This is a genomic window from Chromobacterium sp. Panama (assembly GCF_003052555.1).
GTDB lineage: Bacteria > Pseudomonadota > Gammaproteobacteria > Burkholderiales > Chromobacteriaceae > Chromobacterium.
Genome location: NZ_QARX01000001.1, coordinates 281,324 through 299,936 on the forward strand (window position 1 = coordinate 281,324; position 18,613 = coordinate 299,936).

The following is an 18,613-nucleotide window of genomic DNA, read 5'->3' on the forward strand; positions in this document are numbered from 1 at the left end:
ATGCCAAGCCATCACACCTTGCCGGAAGAACGGCTGTGGTTTTACCTGCACCGCCTGCTGGGCGGCCTGACGCTGCTGTTCCTGGTGCTGCCGGTGCTGGTGATCATTCCGCTGTCTTTCAACGCCAGCGCCTTCCTGGTTTATCCGCTCAGCGGCTTTTCCCTGCGCTGGTATCAGGAGTTCTTCTCCTCGGCGGAGTGGATGCGCGCCTTGCAGAACAGCCTGATCGTCGCGCCGCTGGCCACCGTGCTGGCGATGACGCTGGGCACGCTGGCCGCCGTCGGTCTGACCCGCGCCGAATTTCCCGGCAAGGGCCTGCTGATGGCGGTGTTGATCTCGCCCATGGTGGTGCCGGTGGTGATCGTCGGCGTGGCCGGCTATCTGTTCTTCGCGCCCCTGGGCATGGACAACAGCTATCTGACGCTGGTGCTGCTGCACGCGGCGCTGGGCGTGCCCTTTGTGGTGATCACCGTCAGCGCCACGTTGCAGGGCTTCAACCGCAATCTGGTAAGGGCCGCCGCCAGCCTGGGCGCGTCGCCGCTGCGGGTGTTCTTCAAGGTGACGCTGCCGCTGATCGCGCCGGGGGTGATTTCCGGCGCGCTGTTCGCCTTCGGCACCTCCTTCGACGAGGTGGTGGTGACGCTGTTCGTCGCCGGGCCGGGCCAGGCGACGCTGCCGCGGGCGATGTTCGGCGGCATACGCGAAAACCTCAGCCCCGCCATCGCCGCGGCGGCCACGCTGTTGATCGGGTTTTCGGTGCTGATGCTGCTGACGCTGGAGTGGCTGCGCGGCCGTGCCGAGCGGCTGCGCAGCCGGCCCGGGATCTGAATACCGGCTTGGCCCTACTTTGGGAGGGGTTGAATTTCAGCCAAGCTGCCGCACACTAGGAGGCATTCACCCCCTGAAACCAAATGAGGAATTCCCACATGGCTACCGTTACTCTGCGCGGCAATCCGGTTGAAGTGGCTGGCGCGCTGCCGGCCAAGGGCCAGCAAGCCCCGGCCCTGACCCTGACCTCCGCCGATCTGGCCGAAGTCAAACTGGACAACTACGCCGGCAAGAACAAGGTGCTGAACATTTTCCCGAGCGTGGACACGCCGACCTGCGCGATGTCGGTGCGCAAGTTCAACGAACGCGCGGCCAAGCTGGCCGACACCGTGGTGCTCTGCGTTTCCGCCGATCTGCCGTTTGCGCAGAAGCGCTTCTGCGGCGCCGAGGGCATTGACAATGTGGTGACCCTGTCCACCTTCCGCAACCCGCAGTTCGCCGCCGACTACGGCGTCAAGCTGGCCTCCGGCCCGCTGGCCGGCCTGACCGCCCGCGCGGTGGTGGTGCTGGACAAGGACAACAAGGTGCTGCACAGCGAGCTGGTGGCCGAGATCGGCGAAGAGCCGAACTACGACGCCGCGCTGGCCGCGCTGTAAGCGACGTTGCCGCAGACCAAACCCGCCGGTGCGAATCGGCGGGTTTTTTGCGTCCCGGCTCCGGTGCCAATCCGCCATCAGGTCAAAATAATCCTATAGTGGATCCATCGCAGCGGTTTTAAATCTTTATCTTCACAAGATTCGACCTTAAGCCCTGTGACAAAGGCGCTGCCCATCCCGCTTAACGGCCCACGTTCTTATGCCCCCCATGCTCAAACGACACAAGGCGTCATGCTCGCTTGCATTACGGAATGCCTCTGGAGGACTCGTGGCTAAGCGGCTGCTCTTTACCCTCTTATTGCTGGGGGGCGCGCCAAGCTGCTTGGCGGAGCAGCTTCTATCCCTGCAGTATCGGGACAAACCGCCCTACAGCTATAGCCAAAATGGAAAACCGGCCGGTTTTTTATTGGAGCGGACCATTGAAATTTTACACCGCGCGGCCGTGCCGGCGGAGTTTGAGGAAGTGCCTGCCAAACGCATTCTCAGTAATATTCAAGCCAATAAGAAATTGATTTGCTCCCCAGGCTGGTATAAAACCCCTGAGCGCGAGGCCTTTGCCTTGTTTTCATCGGCCATTCATCAAGACAAGCCGCATCTGATATTGGCGAACGTCAAATCCGCGAAAAACATCCAGAAATTGGGCACGTTAAAAGCGCTGTTCGCCAGCCATGAATTCAAGCTTGGCAAAGTTTCCGGCGTGTCTTACGGCACAGAATTGGATGCGATGGTTGATCATGCCGCCGCCGCCGTGATGGATTCGACGGTGACACCGGGCGAACTGGCTCAAATGATCGTCTCTCAACGTGCCGACTATATGCTGATCGATGTCGAGGATTACAAATTTCTGCTGCAGAAAAAAGAAATCGATTCAACAAAATTGACGATTTTGACATTCAAGGACATTCCCGAGGGGCTTAAGCGCTACATCATGTGCAGCAAGCAGGCCAGTCCCGAGCTGATGCAGCGGATTGATCAATCCATACACCTCCCTCCCTGATCCGGCCTGCGGCTATCCCGCGCGCGCTGTTTCCTGCCGGCGTCCTCCCTTGACGGTCTTCGCCAGCCTGTTTAGGCTTGGTCCCGCGTCGTGTCCAATCACACGGCGCAGGGCTGGCAAGCCTATTAATCATTCCACCGCAGACACAACGCTCCGCTTTGGCGTCGTTACGTCTGCTGCCACGCCGTACCCATTCGGGATGGGCCGTGGCAGGGAGTCCTCTGGACTGCCGGTCTTTGTGGAATGAACCGGTCTTGCCACCTTGTCACGTGCCTGTCCTAGCCTCGCCTGGGCAGGTTTCCAAAGCTGACATGGAGACCGTGATGACCTTTTCCACCTTCCCCCCCGCAATGCCCCCTCCCGCCTGTCCCCATGGCGCAGGAGAACGCCCCGAGCCCGCCGCCGCGCCGGTGATGGAGCAACTGCGTTCCTGCGCTCAACGCTTGCCCGCCGCCGCCGGCAATGTGCTGCTGCTGGGCGAACTGGGCCGCCAATTGAACGATTGCTATATCCAGCTGGACTCCGCCCTGCTGAGCGGGGTGATGGACATGCGCGCCGCCCACACCGGGCTGTTGGCGCTGCTGACCTTGCTGGAACGCCGCGACGAGCCCTTGCTGTTCAGCAGCGAGGAGGCGCTGGCCTTGCTGGAGCCGATACAGCAGCGTTTGCAGCGCGGTCTGGAGCACGTCAACGGCGTGCTGTGACGCTTGGACAGGGAGGGCATGGCCATGATGAAGCTGCTGATCCAACACAATGAGGCGCTCAAAGGCGCGGCGCGTTTAATCGTCGATTACGAGATGCGCCTGGGAGTGATTGCGCTGAAGGACAGCAACCCGCTCCATCCGGACAACACCGCGGCGGTTCAGCGGCAGATCAAGCGGGCGCTGGCGGATTTTTATTATTGGAGCCGGTGGCAGGGCAAGCACGAGCCGGCCCGCGCCGCCTTATTGGCGATGTGGGCGTCCGGGAAGTGGAGCAGCCGTGATCTCTGCGCGCAGCGATGTTATCTCTTGGCGGGCTTCCGCAACGTAACTACCGCCCGTCTGGCGCTGGTGGGCGCGCCGATACCGGACCCTGACGCCGTCCAACGCCAACGCGCCGCGTGGGAAACGCCGTAGCCGGCTATCCTTGCACCCGTTTCCGCGTGGGTATCGCTGCGCTCCTCCCACCCTACGGTTGAGGCCGCGTTGGGGCCGCGTTTGGGTAGGGAGGGTGGAGCCGTCAGGCGATACCCACCAAATCGGTGGCTGTCCGGCAGCCTGTGGCGTTGAATCCGTTTCCGCGTGGGTATCGCTGCGCTCCTTCCTCCCTACGGTTGGAGCCGCGTTGGGGCCGCATTTGGGTAGGGTGGGTGGAGCCCTCAGGCGATACCCACCAAATCGGCGGCTGTCCGGCAGCCTATCGCGTCGAACCGTTTCCGCGCGGGTATCGCTGCGCGCCCCCACCCTACGGTTGGGGCCGCGCTTGGGTAGGATGGGTGGAGCCGTCAGGCGATACCCACCAAATCGGCGGCTGTCCGGCGGTTTATGGCGTCGAACTCGTTTCCGCGTGGGTATCGCTACGCTCCTCCCACCCTACGGTTGGGGGCGTGTTTGGAGCCGCGTTTGGGTAGGGTGGGTGGAGCCGTCAGGCGATACCCACCAAACAGGCGGCTGTCTGGCGGCCTGTGGCGTTAAACCGTTTCCGCGTGGGTATCGCTGCGCGCCCCCACCCTACGGTTGGGGGCGTGTTTGGAGCCGCGTTTGGGTAGGGTGGGTGGAGCCGTCAGGCGATACCCACCAAACAGGTGGCTATCCGGCGGCCTGTGGCGTCGCACCCGTTTCCGCGTGGGTATCGCTGGGCTCCTCCCACCCTACGGTTGAGGCCGCGTTGGGTAGGGGGAAGCCGTCAGAAGGTGTTCACGCCCTTGCGGGCGTGAACGGGTGCTTAATAGGGCTTATTGGGCAGGAACTTGCCGTCCAGGGTGATCACCGCGCGCTCGCCGCCGTCCGGGTCTTCCACTTTGCGGATGTCCAGCTTGAAGTTGATGGCGCTGATGATGCCGTCGCCAAACTTTTCGTGCACCAAGGCCTTCAACGTGGTGCCGTAGATCTGGATCATTTCATAGAAGCGGTAAATGGTGGGGTCGGTGGGAATGCCGCCGGGAATGCTGCCGCGCAGCGGAATGGTTTGCAGCTGCAGAGCGTCCGCGGCGTTCAGGCCCAGCCGTTCGCAGACCAGCTCCGCCGCGAGCTTGGACAGCGCGTGCTGGCCCAGCACGGCGGCGGTCACATAGGCCAGGCTGAGGCCGGTGCCGGCGGCCAACTGCTCCCAGCTCAGGTCTTTCAAGGCCTTGGCGGCCAGGGCGCGGGCGGTCAATTCCAGGCGGGGGTCTTGGTGGATATTGGCGTGTTGCATGGTGTGGTCCTTTCTTCAGGTTTGCGGGAGGCGCCGGTTTCAGGCGGCGCGGGTCAGCGGAAAATCCGCTAGGGAAACGAAGCGCTGGCTGGCATGGTCCAGGGCCAGGACAGCGCCGGTTTCAATGTCGTAGACCCAGCCGTGCAGGGTCAGCCGGCCCTGGCGCATCGCCAGCGCCACCGAGGGGTGGGTCTTGAGGTTGGCCAGCTGGGCGACGACGTTTTCCTTGACCATGTCGTCCAGCCGCTGGCGGGCGTCGTCGTGATGGCGCGCCGCGTTCACCACTTTGGCGGAGTCGGCATGGCGCAGCCAGCCGGCCACCGCTGGCAGATGGTCCAGGCAGCGGCCGTTGGCGATCGCCGTCATCGCGCCGCAGTCGGAATGGCCGCAGACCACGATGTCGGCGACGCCCAGCGCCGCCACCGCGTACTCCACGGAGGCGGTGACGCCGCCCGGTTCCGGCCCGTAGCTGGGGACGATGTTGCCGGCGTTGCGGATCACGAACAGTTCGCCGGGCTCTTGCTGTGTCAGCAGCTCCGGCACCACGCGGCTGTCCGAGCAGGTGATGAACAGCGCGCCGGGGGCCTGGCTGTCGGCCAGTTGGCGAAACAGCGCCGAACGCTGGGGGTAGGCTTCCTGTTGGAATTTCAGAAAACCGTCGATGAGGGCTTGCATGGCTTGCTCCTTGGCGGGGAAGGGATGCGCCAAGGATGAAGCTTTTTCATCATAGGGTCCAAGACCGATATAGAATGATTTCCATAATTATTTCCTATAGTTTGGACGCATGATTCTTCGACATATCCGTTATCTGCAAGCGGTGGCCGAACACGGCAATTTCACCCGGGCGGCGGAGGCGCTGCATGTGTCGCAGCCCACGTTGTCGCAGCAGATCAAGCAATTGGAAGAGACGGTGGGCGCGCAGTTGCTGGACCGCAGCGGGCGGACGGTGCGGCCCACCGACGCCGGGGCCGCCTATCTGGAATACGCGCGCCGCGCGCTGCGCGAGCTGGAGGCGGCGCAGCGGGCCACCCGGGACGTGGGCGATCTGTCGCGCGGCAGCTTGCGGCTGGCGATGACGCCGACCTTCGCCAGTTATCTGCTGGGGCCGCTGGCGGCGCGGCTGCGCCGGCTCTATCCGGGCATAGAGCTATGCGTGCGCGAGGCGACGCTGGACGCGATTGAACGGGCCTTGCTGGAGGACGAGATCGATGTCGGGATCGCTTTCGATCAGGCGCGCTCGGCGGAGATAGACGCGCGGCCCTTGTTTCGGGAAACCCTGGCCGTGGTGGTGGGCGACGGCCATCCGTGGCGTCGGGCGGGGGCGATAGGCGCGGAAGCGCTGGCGCAGGCGCCCTTGGCGCTGTTGAGCGCGGACTTCGCCACCCGCGGCCATATCGATCGTTACTTCCTGGCGCTGGGTCTGAAGCCGCGGATCGCGGTCCAGGCCAACAGCATCAGCGCGGTGATGGAAATCGTCCGCCACGGCGATTGCGCCACCATTTTGCCGCGAGCGATCACGCGGCAGCATCCGGCGCTGAGCGCGGTGGGTTTGAGTACGCCCTTGCCGGCGCGCACGGCGGCGGCGCTGACGCGCAAAGACGCGTATCGCAGCGCTGCGGCGCGCGCGCTGATGCCTTTGCTGGATGCCTTGGGGGAGGAGTTGGGAGCGGAAGACGATAGGGAATAAGACGGCGCGGGCGGCGTGGAGCCGCCCGCTGTGGGGCCGACGGAGCGGCCCCCGGTAGGATTTAGGCTTGCTGGCCGGCCAGCTTGCCGCGCGGCGCGCTCTCGGCGGCCGCCATATCGGCCACCGCGCCGGCGTCGTGCTCGGCGTCCAGATAGCGGGTGCGCCAGCCGCTGTTGACGCCCCAGTAGTAGAAGCCCAGCGAGATCACCGCCACCACCGCCATGTCGGGGCCGTAGGGCAAGAGGCCGATGCCGCCGAAGTCCCGGCTGCCGATATAGGACATGAGGGCCATCGTCGGCAGGTAGAGCACCATCCACAGCGCGCCTTTCAGCTCGCGGCCGAATTCCGGCCAGCCGGCGCGGGCCTGATACCAGAAGTACACCGGCAAGGCGGCCACGATCAGGAAGATGATCTCGCCGGTCAGCGGCCAGCGCGCCCAGTACAGCACCAGGGACGCGCAGACGAAGGCGAAGGGCGCGATCACGCCGAGGCCGGCCAGGCGCAGCGGGCGCGGCAGGTCGGACGCGCAGCGGCGCAGCGAGGCCACGCTGATGGGGCCGGTCAGGTAGGAAATCACCGTGGCCACCGAGATCACCGCCGCCAGCGTGCCCCAGCCGCGGAAGAAGAACAGGAACACGAAGGAGATCGCCAGGTTGAACCACATCGCCGGACGCGGGATCTGGTACAGCGGGTGGATGCGGCCGAAGATCTCCGGCATGGTGCCGTTGCGCTGCATGCCGTAAATCATGCGCGAGGTGGTGGCCATATAGGTGGCGCCGGTGCCGCTGGGGCTGACGAAGGCGTCGAAGTACAGCAGCAGCATCAGCCAGTTCAGGCCCAGCGCCATCGCCAGTTGGGCGAAGGGGGAGCTGAAGTTCAGGCCTTGCCAGCCGTGGGCCAGGTCCGCCGGCGACAGCGCGCCGATGAAGGCCACTTGCAGCGCCACATAGATCACCGCCGCCAGCAGGATGGAGCCCACCACGCCGAAGGGCACGCTCTTGCCCGGGTTGCGGGCCTCGCCGGCCAGGTTGATCGGGCTTTGGAAGCCGTTGAAGCTGAACACGATGCCGCTGGTGGCCACCGCCGTCATCACGCTGGCCCAGCCAAAGGGCGCGAAGCCGCCCGGGGTGTCCCCGCCCAGATTGCCGGGATGGAAGCCGCTGTAGATCAGCGCGCCCACGGTCAGCGCCGGCACGATCACCTTGAAGATGGTGATGGCGCTATTGGCCTTGGCGAACAGGCGCACGCCCCAGTAGTTGAGCATGAAGTAGACGATGACAAGCAGCGCGGACAGCATCAGGCCAGGCGGGGTCAGTTCGCCGTTGGAGAACAGCTGCTGGGCCCAGGGATACGGCCAGGAGCTCATGTATTGCACCGAGGCTTCGGCCTCGATCGGGATCACCGAGACAATGGCGATCCAGTTGGCCCAGCCGGCGATGAAGCCGAGCAGAGAGCCGTGGGAGTAACGGGCGTAACGCACCATGCCGCCGCTTTCCGGGAACATGGCGCCCAGTTCCGCGTAGCTCAGCGCGATGGAGAGAATGATCACCATGCCGACTATCCAGGCGACGATGGCGGCCGGGCCGGCGATCTGGGCGGCGTGGGCGGCGCCGAACAGCCAGCCGGAACCGATGATGGAGCCCAGACCGGTCAGCATCAGGGCGATGGGGCCGATATGGCGGGAGTGTTGCTGTGTCAAAGGTATCTCCTGTCAAAAGAACCTGCTGACGATCCGCTGCGCGTCGTGAGGCGTCACACGGCGAGTACCGCTTCAGAATGCTGAAGCCGCTTTCGCCCTGTCCCGCCCTGGCTCGCGAGATCGTAAACAGCTTCTGAAAACCCGACGGTCCGGCGGAGTCAGCTCCGGACGCGGCGGGCAAGCGATGGGGACAAGTTCCGGCCACGGCGCGGCGGCTCCGCCGTCCTTGTGCGGACGGGGGCGGAGCGGGGCGGTGTCGGTGCGCTGGAGACGCCGGCGCGGAGGGCGTCGGCGAGCTTGTCCCGGGTGCCGGGTGGGCCCGGTCTGATGTGCTCTTTTATAAGAGGGGGCTAATCTACCTTTGCTTTTCATTACAGTATGTAACGAAATGTACTCGCTAGCTTATTTCAAACATGACAAAAGATTGAAAATGGCGAATCAAAGGGCGATCTATTGCGCGCTTAGGCCAATGGCAAGCGTTTGCGTTGAATAAATGCTCTATGTTTGATCCGGCGGCAATTTCCTGCCTAATTGCCGCCGGCGCGGCGGCTAGGCCGGCTGCTGCCGCAGCGGCCAATCCGGCGCCGCGGCGGGGGAAGGGGCGGGGTCCGGCGCGTCGATGCGGAACCAGCTCAGGGTCTGGTTCAAGTCCTGGGCCGCGGCGGCCAAGTGCTGCATCACCGGCGCGGCTTGCTGCATCTGTTGATCGATGGAGGCGGCCAGATGCGCGACCTCGTGGCCGTGCTGGCGGATGTCGCCGCCGGCGCGGGCCTGGGCGGCGCTGTGTTCGCGGATGTCGGCCATCAAGCGGTTCAAGCGCTCCAGCCCGGCGTCCACTTGCAGCAGCGCCTGATCCAGCGCCTGCTGCGAATCCAGCTTGTCGGCGCAGGCGCCGCCGGCCTGCTCCAGCGCGGCGTGCAGCGAGCCGGTGGCGCCTTCCACCCGGCCCAGCGCGTCGAAGATGCTGCCGGTGGCGGCGCGGGTGCGCTCCGACAATTTGCGCACCTCGTCGGCCACCACGGCGAAGCCGCGGCCGCTTTCGCCGGCGCGCGCGGCTTCGATCGCGGCGTTGAGCGCCAGCAGATTGGTCTGTTCGGCCACGTCGCGGATCAGGCCGCTGACGCCGGCGATGTCGTCCAGGCTGTGCTGGAGCTGGCGCATTTCCGTCTGCGCGCAGCCCATATTGTCGGCCAGCGTCCGCATCGACTCGGCGTTGAGCCGGCCCAGTTCGCGCGCGCGTCCGGTGTCGTCCGCCGCCTGCCGGGTATGGACGTCCGCCTGTTGCAGATGGCCGGCCACGATCTGGGCGCTGCCGGCCACCGCGTGGGCGGCCTCGTTGCTCAGCTTGGCCTTGGCGCTTTGCTGGCGGCTGGCGTCGGCCGCTTGCAAGGTCAGCAATTGCAGCCGTTGGCAATCGGCGCCGCTGCGGCGGGCGTCGGCCTCCACCCGGCGCAGCAAATCGCTCAGCTTGTTCAGGAACTGATTCAGGCGGCCGGCGGTGGCGGCCAGCTCGTCGCGGCCCTGGGCCGGCAGCCGCATCGCCAGATTGCCTTCCCCCAGCGCGTCGGCGGAGGCGGCCATCGCTTGCAACTGCCGTTTCAGCCGCCGCGCCAGCGTCAGCTGCATCGCCGTCACCACCAGGCTGGCCAGCGCCAGCGGCCCCAGGGTCAGCCAGGCCAGGCCCTGCAGCGTGTCCTGCAGTTGCGCGGTTTCCTGGGCCAGCCGGTTTTGCTCCTGCGCCTGCTGGCGGTCCAGCAGGGCCGCCAGCGGCTGCAGGCTTTGCTGCCAAGCCTGTTCCGGTATGGACAGCGCGTCCTGCGGCGCGGTCTCGGCGATGGCCAGCGCGCTGCTCAGATTGCGCTCGTAATCCTGCCACAGCCGGCCCACGGCCTGACGGAAGGCGGCGGCTTCACTGGCGGGCAGGCCGGCGGCGATCTCGCCGGTCAGCCGCGCGACGGTCAGGCTGGTTTCCCGCAGCCGCGCCGGGCTGTCCGGCAGCAGCGGGTCCAGCCGCGACAGCTGCAGCACGCCGGCCTTGAGTTGGTACAGGCCGGCGCTTAATTGTTGACGCGCGCTGTGGCGGTCCACCGCGCGGGTCAGGCCGCTCAACTGTTGTCCGGTGAGGATGAGGGCCAGCGCCAGGCTGGCGAGAGTGACGAGGATGGTCAGCCACAGACGTTTGGCCAATGTCATGATGGTGTCGTACGTTGCGATGCGGGAAGTGCCGCAGTCTAGGCGCGCGGGATGACGGGCGGATGACATGGAGATGAATTGTCTTGTCATGAAGCGTCTCGGCGCGACCATTCTTTGCCGACGCTGGGCGGCGATGCGGCTAAAATGGCCGGGTTTGTCATTTAATTTGGTTGTCGGCTTATGACTTTGCTATCCCCGGACCAGTTGGAACAGGCGCTGTGGGCGTCCACGGAACTGCTGCGCGAGCAAGTGGACCTGTACGACTACAAGAACCACGTGTTCGGCCTGTTTGTGCTCAAGCGCCTGCACGATGTGTTCGTGGAGCGGGTACAGGCCTTGGTGGCGGCCGAGGGCATGAGCCGCAAGCGCGCCGACGGTGTGGTGCAGGAGCAATACGGGATCTATCCGCAGACGGCGCGCTGGCCCGGCCTGCAGGAGCGCAAGAAGGGCATAGGCGAGGCGCTGGACAAGGCGGTGGCCGCCGTCGAGGAGCATCAACCGGCGCTGGCCGGGGTGCTCAGCGTGGCGCAATACCAGGGCCACAAGCGCTTGAGCGACGAGGTGCTGCATCCCTTGATGAACCATATCGGCGCGCTGAAGCTGGGCGACGCCGATCTGGAGGCGCCGTCCCGGCTGGGCGAGGTCTGCGAAGGGCTGGTGCGCCGCTACGCGGCGGAGTCCGGCAAGCGCGGCGGGGCCTTTTCCACGCCGGGACCGGTCAGCCAGTTGCTGCTGCGGCTGGCGGAGCCGCTGCCGGGCCACAGCCTGTACGATCCCAGCTGCGGCGCGGCCGGCACCTTGCTGGACGCCTGGCGCATGCTGGGCGGGCAGCCGGACGGTGGCGCGGCGCTGTTCGGCCAGGAAAAGCTGCCGGCCACCTGGGCGATGGCCAAGCTGTGCGCTTATTTCCACGGCGTGGACATGAGTCTGGAACTGGGGGACACCTTGGTGGAGCCCAGGCATTTGAGCCCGGAGGGCCTGCTGCCGCGCTTCGACCGCATCGTGGCGCAACTGCCGTTCACGGTGAAAAACTGGTGGACGCCGCTGGAGGCCGAGGCGGCGGAGCCGCCGCCGGCCGACGGCAAGAAGCGCCGCCGCAAGCGCCCGGCCGAGCCCAATTACAAGAAGCTGGTGGATGAACACCAGCGCTTCGGCTATGGCATTCCGCCGCGCAGTTTCGGCGATTACGCCTTCGTCCAGCATGTGCTGGCCACGTTGAAGGAGGACGGCCGCGCCGCGCTGGTGATGCCGCACGACGTGTTGTTCCGCGACGGCGACGAGGGCCGCATCCGCAACGGCCTGCTGTTTGGCAGCCAGGGCCAGTCCGGCGACCGCATCGAGGCGGTGATCGCCTTGCCGCCGGCGCTGTTCTACGGCTCGGGCATGCCCACCTGCGTGGTGGTGTTGAACAAGAACAAGCCGGCGGGCCTGCGCAACAAGGTGATCATCGTCGACGCCAGCAAGGAGTACGGCCGCGGCCGGGTGCAAAACACGCTGCGGCAGGAGGACATCGAACATATCCTGCGCGCTTACCGCGCCGCGGTGGATGAGGAAACGGAAGAGCCGGACTATCTGCGCCTGGTGGGGCTGCGCGAGATCAAGCAAGGCCACCGGGGCAATCTGAACGTGCAGCGCTACTTCGCCCAGGACGAGGCGGCCGAGGTGGTGGACGCGGAGGCGCTGGCCACCGAGCTGGCCGCCTTGACGGAGCAGGAGCAGGCGCTGGACGCGCGGCTGGCGGCCTTCTTCAGCGAAGAAGAGGGCTGGCGGGCGGAGGAGGGCGAGCTGGAGGGCTGCCTGGCCTTGACGGACGAAAAGCTGGAATTGCTGTCCAGCCAATACGCGGCCGAGCGCAAGCTGCGCCCCAGCCGCATCCAGGCCTTGCTCAATCGCGGCTACGGCACCCGGCGCATGGGCAAGTGGAGCCCGCATCAATCGTTCAAACCCAGCGCGCTGGGGGTGATTCCCGGCAACTGGGAGGTGTGCAAGCTGGGCGAACTGGCCGCGCCGCTGGCCGCCGCCGCCGAGGGCGAATTATTGGAGGCCACCGTGGGCGGCAGCTGGCGCCGCGCCGGCGCGGGCCTGGGCACGGCCTTGCCGCCCAATGCTTTCGCCTATGATCCGGCGCGCTTGTATCAGGGCGCGCTGGCGCGGCACGTCGGGGAGGCCCCGGCGCTGGCCGCGGCGGATCAGCAGGCTTTCGCGCTGGACGAGGCGCGGATCTCGCCGGCTTTCCTGGAGTGTTACCGGCAGTCGGAAGGCTGGCGCTTTTGCCTGGAGCGGCTGGGCGCGGCGGTGGAAGGCGTCGAGTTCGGCTTCGAGGCGCTGGCGGAAATGCCGCTGCCCGTGCCGCCGATGAGCGAGCAACGCAAGCTGGTGGAGGAATGGGCGCGCCAGGACGAAGCCTTGCTCGCCCTGCAACAGCGCCTGCTGCAATGGCAGGCGCGTCGCGACGCCTTGGTGGCGCGCTTCCCGGCGGAAGACTGAGGGCCGGTCGGCCGCCGTCGGGCTTATTTCTGCCAGTAGGTCTTGACGTTGACGAACTCGTACAGGCCGAACTCGGACAGCTCGCGGCCATAGCCCGAGGATTTGACGCCGCCGAAGGGCAGGCGCAGGTCCGAGCTGGTATGGCGGTTGATGAAGACGCTGCCGGCTTCGATCTGCCGCGCCAGCGTCCAGGCGCGTTCCTTGTCCGCGCTGTAAATGCTGGCGCCCAGGCCGAAGGGGGTGTCGTTGGCCAGCCGCAGCGCGTCGGCCTCGTCGCGCGCGCGCAAAATGCTGGCCACCGGGCCGAACACTTCCTCGTGGTAGACGCGACAGTCCGGATTGACCCGGTCCAGCACCGTGGCCGGATAGAAGAAGCCGGGGCTGGCCGGCATCTGCCCGCCCAGCCGCAGTTCCGCGCCGTGGGCGACGGCGTCCAGCACCTGGGCGTGCAGCGCTTCGCGCAGGTCGGCGCGGGTCAGCGGCGACAAGGTGGTGGCCGGGTGGCGCGGATCGCCGGCGCGCAGCTTGGCGGCTTCGGCGCAGAAGGCCTCGATGAAGGCGTCGGCGATTTCCGGCGCCACGATCATGCGCTTGGCGGCGTTGCAACTCTGGCCGGCGTCGCGGAAACGGGAGTTGGCGGCGTCCTGTGCCGCGGCGGCGACATCGGCGTCGGCCAGCACGATGAAGGGATTGCTGCCGCCCAACTCCAGCACGGTTTTTTTCAGATGGCGGCCGGCCAGCGCCGCGATGGCGCGCCCGGTCTGGGTGGAGCCGGTGAAGGCCACCGCGTCGCACTGGCGGACGGCTTCTTCCACTTGATCATGGTCGATCCAGGCCACGTCCAGCACCGCCAGGCCGGCGGCGCGCGCCAGCTCCAGCAGGCCTTGGGTGGATTGCGGCACCGAAGGCGCCGGCTTGACCAGGCAGGCGTTGCCGGCCATCAGCGCCGGCACCGCGAAGCGCAGCACCTGCCAGATCGGATAATTCCACGGCATCACCGCCAGCACCGTGCCCAGCGGTTCGAAGGCCACGCCGCTGCGGCTGGCCTGGGTGGGAATCTCCAGCGAGGCCAGCAGTTCCGGCGCCAGTTGGGCGTAGTAGCGGATCAGCTGGGCGGATTTGTCTATTTCCGCCAGACATTCCGCGGTGCGCTTGCCCACTTCCAGCGTGACCAGGCCGGCCAGTTCTTCGCGATGGGCCTGCAATTGGTCGGCCAGACGCAGCAGTTGCGCGGCGCGCTCGGCCACGCTCAGCTCGCGCCAATGGCGCTGGGCCTGGCGCAGCTGCGCCAGGGCGGCGGGCAGTTGGGATTCCGGCCAGGCGGCGCGGGTGTAGACGACTTCTCCTGTGGCGGGGTTGCAGCTGGTAAAGGCGGTCATGACGTGCTGTATTCGGTTGGCAAGCAAAGACACAATGTAGCAAAAATCCCCGGGGACGGGGGTGAGCGGGGTCAATTCCGCGGCGATTTGTCCTTATATTTCTAATTTGAATAAATGATTAAATTTATAGTTCTTTAGGTTTTATGTGACTTGCTTATAGACTGATTCGCAATCGCCAGGCAGTGGCGTTGACGGACGGCGGGATTCAGAGGCAAGGCATGATTGAAATAGAGAACTTATACAAGCATTACCGGGTGGACGGCCGCGACGTGCCGGCGCTGGACAATGTCAGCCTGCGCGTGGCCAAGGGCGAGGTGTTCGGCATCATCGGCCGCTCCGGCGCGGGCAAGAGCACCCTGGTGCGCTGCCTGAACCTGCTGGAACGTCCGGACCGCGGCGCGGTGCGCCTGGGCGACACTGACCTGACCGCGCTGGACGGCCGGCAATTGCAATTGCGCCGTCAGCGCATCGGCATGGTGTTTCAGCATTTCAATTTGCTGAAGTCGCGCACCGTGGCCGCCAATGTGCGTTTTCCGCTGGAGCTGGCCGGCGGCGCGTCCGCGGCCGAGATGGACGCCCGCGTTGAAGAACTGCTGGCCTTGGTGGGCCTGGCCGGCCACCGCGACAAATACCCGGCGCAGCTGTCCGGCGGCCAGAAGCAGCGCGTCGGCATCGCCCGCGCGCTGGCCAATCACCCGGAATTATTGCTGTGCGACGAGGCGACCTCGGCGCTGGATCCGGAAACCACGGATTCCATTCTGACCTTGCTGGCGGACATCAACCGTCAGCTGGGGCTGACCATTGTGCTGATCACCCATGAAATGCGCGTGATCCGCCAGCTGTGCGATCAGGTGGCGGTGCTGGAGCACGGCCGCGTGGTGGAGCAGGGGCCGGTGCTGGACGTGTTCCTGCATCCGCAGCACGAGGTGACCCGCGGCCTGCTGGCGGAAACCGGGCTGTATCAAGAAGAGGCGCGCCAGACTTGGCAGCAGCGCGTGGGCGCGCCGCTGATCAAGCTGACCTTCGTCGGCGATCCCACCTTGCAGCCGGTGCTGGACGTGGTGGGCAAGCAGGCGGGCGCTCGCTTCAATCTGGTCAGCGGCACGCTGTCCGAGATCAAGGGCACGCCGTTCGGCCAATTGGTGGCCGGCGTGATCGAATCGGAGGCCCCGCTGGAGAGCCTGCCCGAGTTATTCGCCCGTCTGGGCGTGCGTTGCGAGGTGCTGTGATGGAAGGTTTCGACTGGGCCCAATTATTGAGCATGGACTGGCTGGAGATAGGCCAGGCCGCGCTGGACACCTTGACCATGCTGGGCGCCTCGCTGCTGTTCACCGTGCTGTTCGGCCTGCCGCTGGGCGTGGTGCTGTACGTCAGCTCGCCGGGGCAATTGCTGTCGCGGCCGCGCCTGTACGCGACGCTGTCCTTCCTGGTGAATGTGTTCCGCTCCTTGCCCTTTGTGATTCTGCTGATCGTGATGATCCCGCTGACCTTGAAGCTGGTGGGCACCTCGATTGGCGTGGCCGGCGCGATTCCGCCGCTGGTGGCCGGCGCTTCGCCCTTCTTCGCGCGGCTGGTGGAAAACGTGCTGCGCGAAGTGGACCGCGGAGTGATAGAAGCCAGCCAATCCATGGGCGCCAGCCTGTGGCAGATCGTGCGCCATGTCTTGCTGCCCGAGGCCTTGCCCGGCCTGGTGGGCGCGGCGACGGTGACCACGGTGGCGCTGGTGTCCTACACCGCGATGTCCGGCGTCATCGGCGGCGGCGGCCTGGGAGACTTGGCGGTGCGCTACGGCTACCAGCGCTTCCAGACCGAGGTGATGGTGGTGACCGTGGTGTTGCTGCTGTTGCTGGTGCAGTTGATCCAGAGTTTTGGCGACCGGCTGGTGCTGCGCTGTCAACGCGGCTGAGAACCTGTTCACGATCTGCTGCGCGTCGTGAGACGTCACACGGTGAGTGCCGCTTCGAAATGCTCATGTACCGTGTGTACATTCCGCTTTCTCAGCCGCAACGCCTTGTCTCGCCTTAGCTCGCGAGATCGTGAGTTGGCTCTGAGCGCCCGGCGCTGCGGCCGCATCGGAAACCCAAGAGATTTGAACCCAACATTGTGTTGAATAGAGGAAATCGCATCATGAAAAAGAATATCGCTCGCTTCGCCTTTACCGCCGTCGCCGCGCTGTGGGGCGCGCAGGCGCTGGCCGCCGATCCGGTGACCGTCACCGTGGCAGCGTCCCCGGTGCCGCACGCGGAAATCCTGGAAGCCTTGAAGCCCACCCTGGCCAAGCAAGGGGTCAAGCTGGAGGTGAAGGTGTTCAACGACTACGTGCAGCCCAATCTGCAAGTGTCCGAGAAGCGTCTGGACGCCAACTTCTTCCAGCACATCCCCTATCTGGACAAGTTCAACAAGGACCGCGGCACCAAGTTGGTCGTGGCCAGCAAGCCGGTGCACATCGAGCCGTTCGGCGCTTATTCCAGCAAGTTCAAGAAAGTGGCCGACCTGCCCAAGGGCGCGACCGTGGCCATTCCCAACGATCCGACCAACGCCGGCCGCGCCTTGCTGCTGCTGGACCAGGGCGGCGTGATCAAGCTGAAGGACCGCAACAATCTGTATCCGACGGTGAAGGACATCGCGGCCAATGCCAAGCAGGTGAAGATCAAGGAACTGGAAGCCGCCACGCTGCCGCGCGTGCTGCCGCAGGTGGATCTGGCGCTGATCAACGCCAACTACGCCTTGGAAGCCAAGCTCAATCCCAAGCGCGACGCGCTGTTCATCGAGACCACTTCGCCGTACGCCAACCTGCTGGTGGCGCGCGCCGACAACAAGGACAGCGTCGGCGTGAAGAAGCTGGCCGCCGCGCTGGCCAGCCCGGAAGCGCGCAAGTTCATCGAGAGCAAGTATCAGGGCGCGGTGATCCCCGCTTTCTGAGCCTCTTGTTTAGGAGGCGCCCGGCATGCCTGGGTTTGAACGACAAAGCCCCGCAGAGCGGGGCTTTGTCTTGTCGGCGTCTTCCGCGCCGGCTCATGACGCGGCGAGATCGGCCGGCTTCTCCCCGGTCAGGAAGTAGCGGATGGTTTCGCTGACGCTGCGCATCGAACTACCGAAGGGCAGCGGATCGGCGCCGCGGAAGAACAGGCCCTTGCCCACTTCGCCGCGGAAAGCGGCCGCCAGTTTGAGGTCGATGCAGAACTGACCCATCTTGGCCACGCCGTCGCGCAGGCCGCAGGCGCTCAGGCAGTTGAGGCTTTGGGTGCAGCGCGCCGGATCGGCCTTGGCGTTGGCCTGCAGCTTGGCCTCGCGCTTCAGATAGCTTTTCAGGAAGGGCGTCAGCACGCCGCGCGCCGGCAGGCCGGCCACGCTCATGAATTCCGCGATGTCTTCCGGCTTGGCCTCGGCCAGCGTGCGCTTGAAGTTGTCGTGGGCGTCGCCCTCGCGGGTGACGGCGAAGGCGGTGCCTATCTGCACCGCGGACGCGCCGAAGTCCTGGATGCAGGCCTTCATCTTTTCGAAGCTGTTGACGCCGCCGGCGACGATCAGCGGAATCCGCTCGCTCTCCAGTTGCAGGCTTTTGAACAGCTGGCGGGTGTCGTCCAGCACTTTCTGGAAGCTGAAGCGCTCGGCGTCCAGTTCGGCGAGGCTGGCCGCGCCCAGGTGGCCGCCGGCGTGCTTGGGATGCTCGATCACGATGGCGTCCGGCAGCCGTCCCTTTTTCATCCAGCGCTTGAGCACGATGCCGATGCCGCGCGCCTCGGACAGGATGGGAATCAGGGCCACCTTGGGAAAGCCCGCGGTCATGTCCGGCAGATCCAGCGGCAGGCCGGCGCCCATCACCACCGCGTCGGCGCCGGATTCGCAAGCCTGGCGGACATAGTCCGGATAGGAGGCCACGGCCTTCATCACATTGACCGCCACCATGCCGCGGCCCTGGGCGTAGCACAGCGCGCCCTTCACTTCGCGATCCAGCGCGATCAGGTTGAGGCGGTCCAGCTCGGCCTGGCCGCGCGCGTATTGCGACTGCTCGACCAGATCGGCGTGCAGATGACGCAGGTCGACGCTGGCGACCGTGCCCAGCGCGCCTTCGCGCGCGACATGGCCGGCCAGGCTTTTGGCTGAGACGCCTATGCCCATGCCGCCCTGCACGATGGGAAGCAGGACGCGTTGTCCTATCTGCAAGGGAGCGTAGAGCGGGAAATTTGTGGTCATTTAGCAACGATGCCGGGGCGGATGAATAAAAGGCGATCTTAGGCATGGCGGCCTTAAGAGTCTTTGCTCTAGAGCAAAAAACTAAGGATGGCTCGCTTTTTAACTCGGAAAAACTATTGACGCTTCAATGACTTGAGCGCTTGCCTCTGCCGG

Annotated in this window: 16 protein-coding genes; 10 read left to right on the forward strand and 6 right to left on the reverse strand. The window is 65.6% G+C overall.

Annotation, left to right across the window (positions count from 1 at the left end; genetic code table 11):
* The 5 genes from DB032_RS01430 (at nt 1) to DB032_RS01450 (ending at nt 3,539) form a co-directional block, all read left to right on the forward strand.
* A complete protein-coding gene (locus tag DB032_RS01430; protein ID WP_107797954.1) occupies nt 1-828 on the forward strand; it encodes an ABC transporter permease in 828 nt (275 codons plus the stop codon).
* A gap of 98 nt (nt 829-926) precedes the next feature.
* Nucleotides 927-1,424: a thiol peroxidase gene (gene tpx / locus DB032_RS01435; RefSeq protein WP_043594076.1), complete on the forward strand. Its 498-nt coding sequence runs from the start codon at nt 927-929 to the stop codon at nt 1,422-1,424.
* 268 nt (nt 1,425-1,692) lie between these two features.
* A complete protein-coding gene (locus DB032_RS01440; protein WP_158274206.1) occupies nt 1,693-2,421 on the forward strand; it encodes an ABC transporter substrate-binding protein in 729 nt (242 codons plus the stop codon).
* Nucleotides 2,422-2,744: 323 nt separating this feature from the next.
* Entirely contained in the window at nt 2,745-3,125 is a 381-nt protein-coding gene (locus DB032_RS01445; protein WP_146176549.1) for a hypothetical protein, read from the forward strand.
* 24 nt (nt 3,126-3,149) lie between these two features.
* Nucleotides 3,150-3,539 carry a hypothetical protein gene (locus DB032_RS01450; protein WP_146176550.1) on the forward strand — a complete coding sequence of 130 codons (390 nt, stop codon included), beginning with the start codon at nt 3,150-3,152 and terminating at the stop codon, nt 3,537-3,539.
* An 808-nt stretch (nt 3,540-4,347) separates the two neighbouring features.
* Here DB032_RS01450 and cynS read toward each other — a convergent pair.
* Nucleotides 4,348-4,818 (reverse strand): cyanase, encoded by a 471-nt coding sequence (cynS, locus tag DB032_RS01455; RefSeq protein WP_107797958.1) that lies wholly within the window; start codon nt 4,816-4,818, stop codon nt 4,348-4,350.
* Between the two features lie 39 nt (nt 4,819-4,857).
* Entirely contained in the window at nt 4,858-5,493 is a 636-nt protein-coding gene (locus DB032_RS01460) for a carbonic anhydrase (RefSeq protein ID WP_107801599.1), read from the reverse strand.
* Nucleotides 5,494-5,602: 109 nt separating this feature from the next.
* On the opposite strand from DB032_RS01460, the gene cynR reads away from it, so the two are divergent.
* Nucleotides 5,603-6,505 carry a transcriptional regulator CynR gene (cynR, locus tag DB032_RS01465; protein WP_107797959.1) on the forward strand — a complete coding sequence of 301 codons (903 nt, stop codon included), beginning with the start codon at nt 5,603-5,605 and terminating at the stop codon, nt 6,503-6,505.
* A 61-nt stretch (nt 6,506-6,566) separates the two neighbouring features.
* On the opposite strand, the gene DB032_RS01470 is transcribed toward cynR, so the two are convergent.
* Both DB032_RS01470 and DB032_RS01475 read right to left on the reverse strand, forming a co-directional pair.
* Nucleotides 6,567-8,204, reverse strand: coding sequence for an APC family permease (locus tag DB032_RS01470; RefSeq protein WP_199225790.1), 1,638 nt, complete (start codon nt 8,202-8,204; stop codon nt 6,567-6,569).
* A 549-nt stretch (nt 8,205-8,753) separates the two neighbouring features.
* Nucleotides 8,754-10,397 (reverse strand): methyl-accepting chemotaxis protein, encoded by a 1,644-nt coding sequence (locus tag DB032_RS01475; protein WP_158274207.1) that lies wholly within the window; start codon nt 10,395-10,397, stop codon nt 8,754-8,756.
* 180 nt (nt 10,398-10,577) lie between these two features.
* Here DB032_RS01475 and DB032_RS01480 point away from each other — a divergent pair, with 180 nt between their 5' ends.
* Complete coding sequence (locus DB032_RS01480) at nt 10,578-12,884, forward strand: N-6 DNA methylase (RefSeq protein WP_107797961.1); 2,307 nt, start codon at nt 10,578-10,580, stop codon at nt 12,882-12,884.
* 23 nt (nt 12,885-12,907) lie between these two features.
* Here the strand turns inward: DB032_RS01480 and DB032_RS01485 are convergent, their stop codons facing one another.
* On the reverse strand, nt 12,908-14,263 hold the full coding sequence (locus DB032_RS01485) for an aldehyde dehydrogenase family protein (RefSeq protein ID WP_107797962.1): 1,356 nt from the start codon (nt 14,261-14,263) through the stop codon (nt 12,908-12,910).
* 218 nt (nt 14,264-14,481) lie between these two features.
* Between DB032_RS01485 and DB032_RS01490 the strand changes: the two genes are divergently transcribed.
* The 3 genes from DB032_RS01490 (at nt 14,482) to DB032_RS01500 (ending at nt 17,185) form a co-directional block, all read left to right on the forward strand.
* On the forward strand, nt 14,482-15,492 hold the full coding sequence (locus DB032_RS01490; protein WP_107797963.1) for a methionine ABC transporter ATP-binding protein: 1,011 nt from the start codon (nt 14,482-14,484) through the stop codon (nt 15,490-15,492).
* Nucleotides 15,492-16,169: a methionine ABC transporter permease gene (locus tag DB032_RS01495; RefSeq protein ID WP_107797964.1), complete on the forward strand. Its 678-nt coding sequence runs from the start codon at nt 15,492-15,494 to the stop codon at nt 16,167-16,169. The genes DB032_RS01490 and DB032_RS01495 overlap by 1 nt, the downstream gene beginning before the upstream one ends.
* A 221-nt stretch (nt 16,170-16,390) precedes the next feature.
* Nucleotides 16,391-17,185: a MetQ/NlpA family ABC transporter substrate-binding protein gene (locus tag DB032_RS01500; RefSeq protein ID WP_107797965.1), complete on the forward strand. Its 795-nt coding sequence runs from the start codon at nt 16,391-16,393 to the stop codon at nt 17,183-17,185.
* A gap of 93 nt (nt 17,186-17,278) precedes the next feature.
* Here the strand turns inward: DB032_RS01500 and DB032_RS01505 are convergent, their stop codons facing one another.
* The gene (locus DB032_RS01505) at nt 17,279-18,460 is read right to left on the reverse strand and encodes a nitronate monooxygenase family protein (protein ID WP_107797966.1); all 1,182 of its coding nucleotides are present in this window, start codon (nt 18,458-18,460) and stop codon (nt 17,279-17,281) included.
* Nucleotides 18,461-18,613 lie beyond the last annotated feature (153 nt).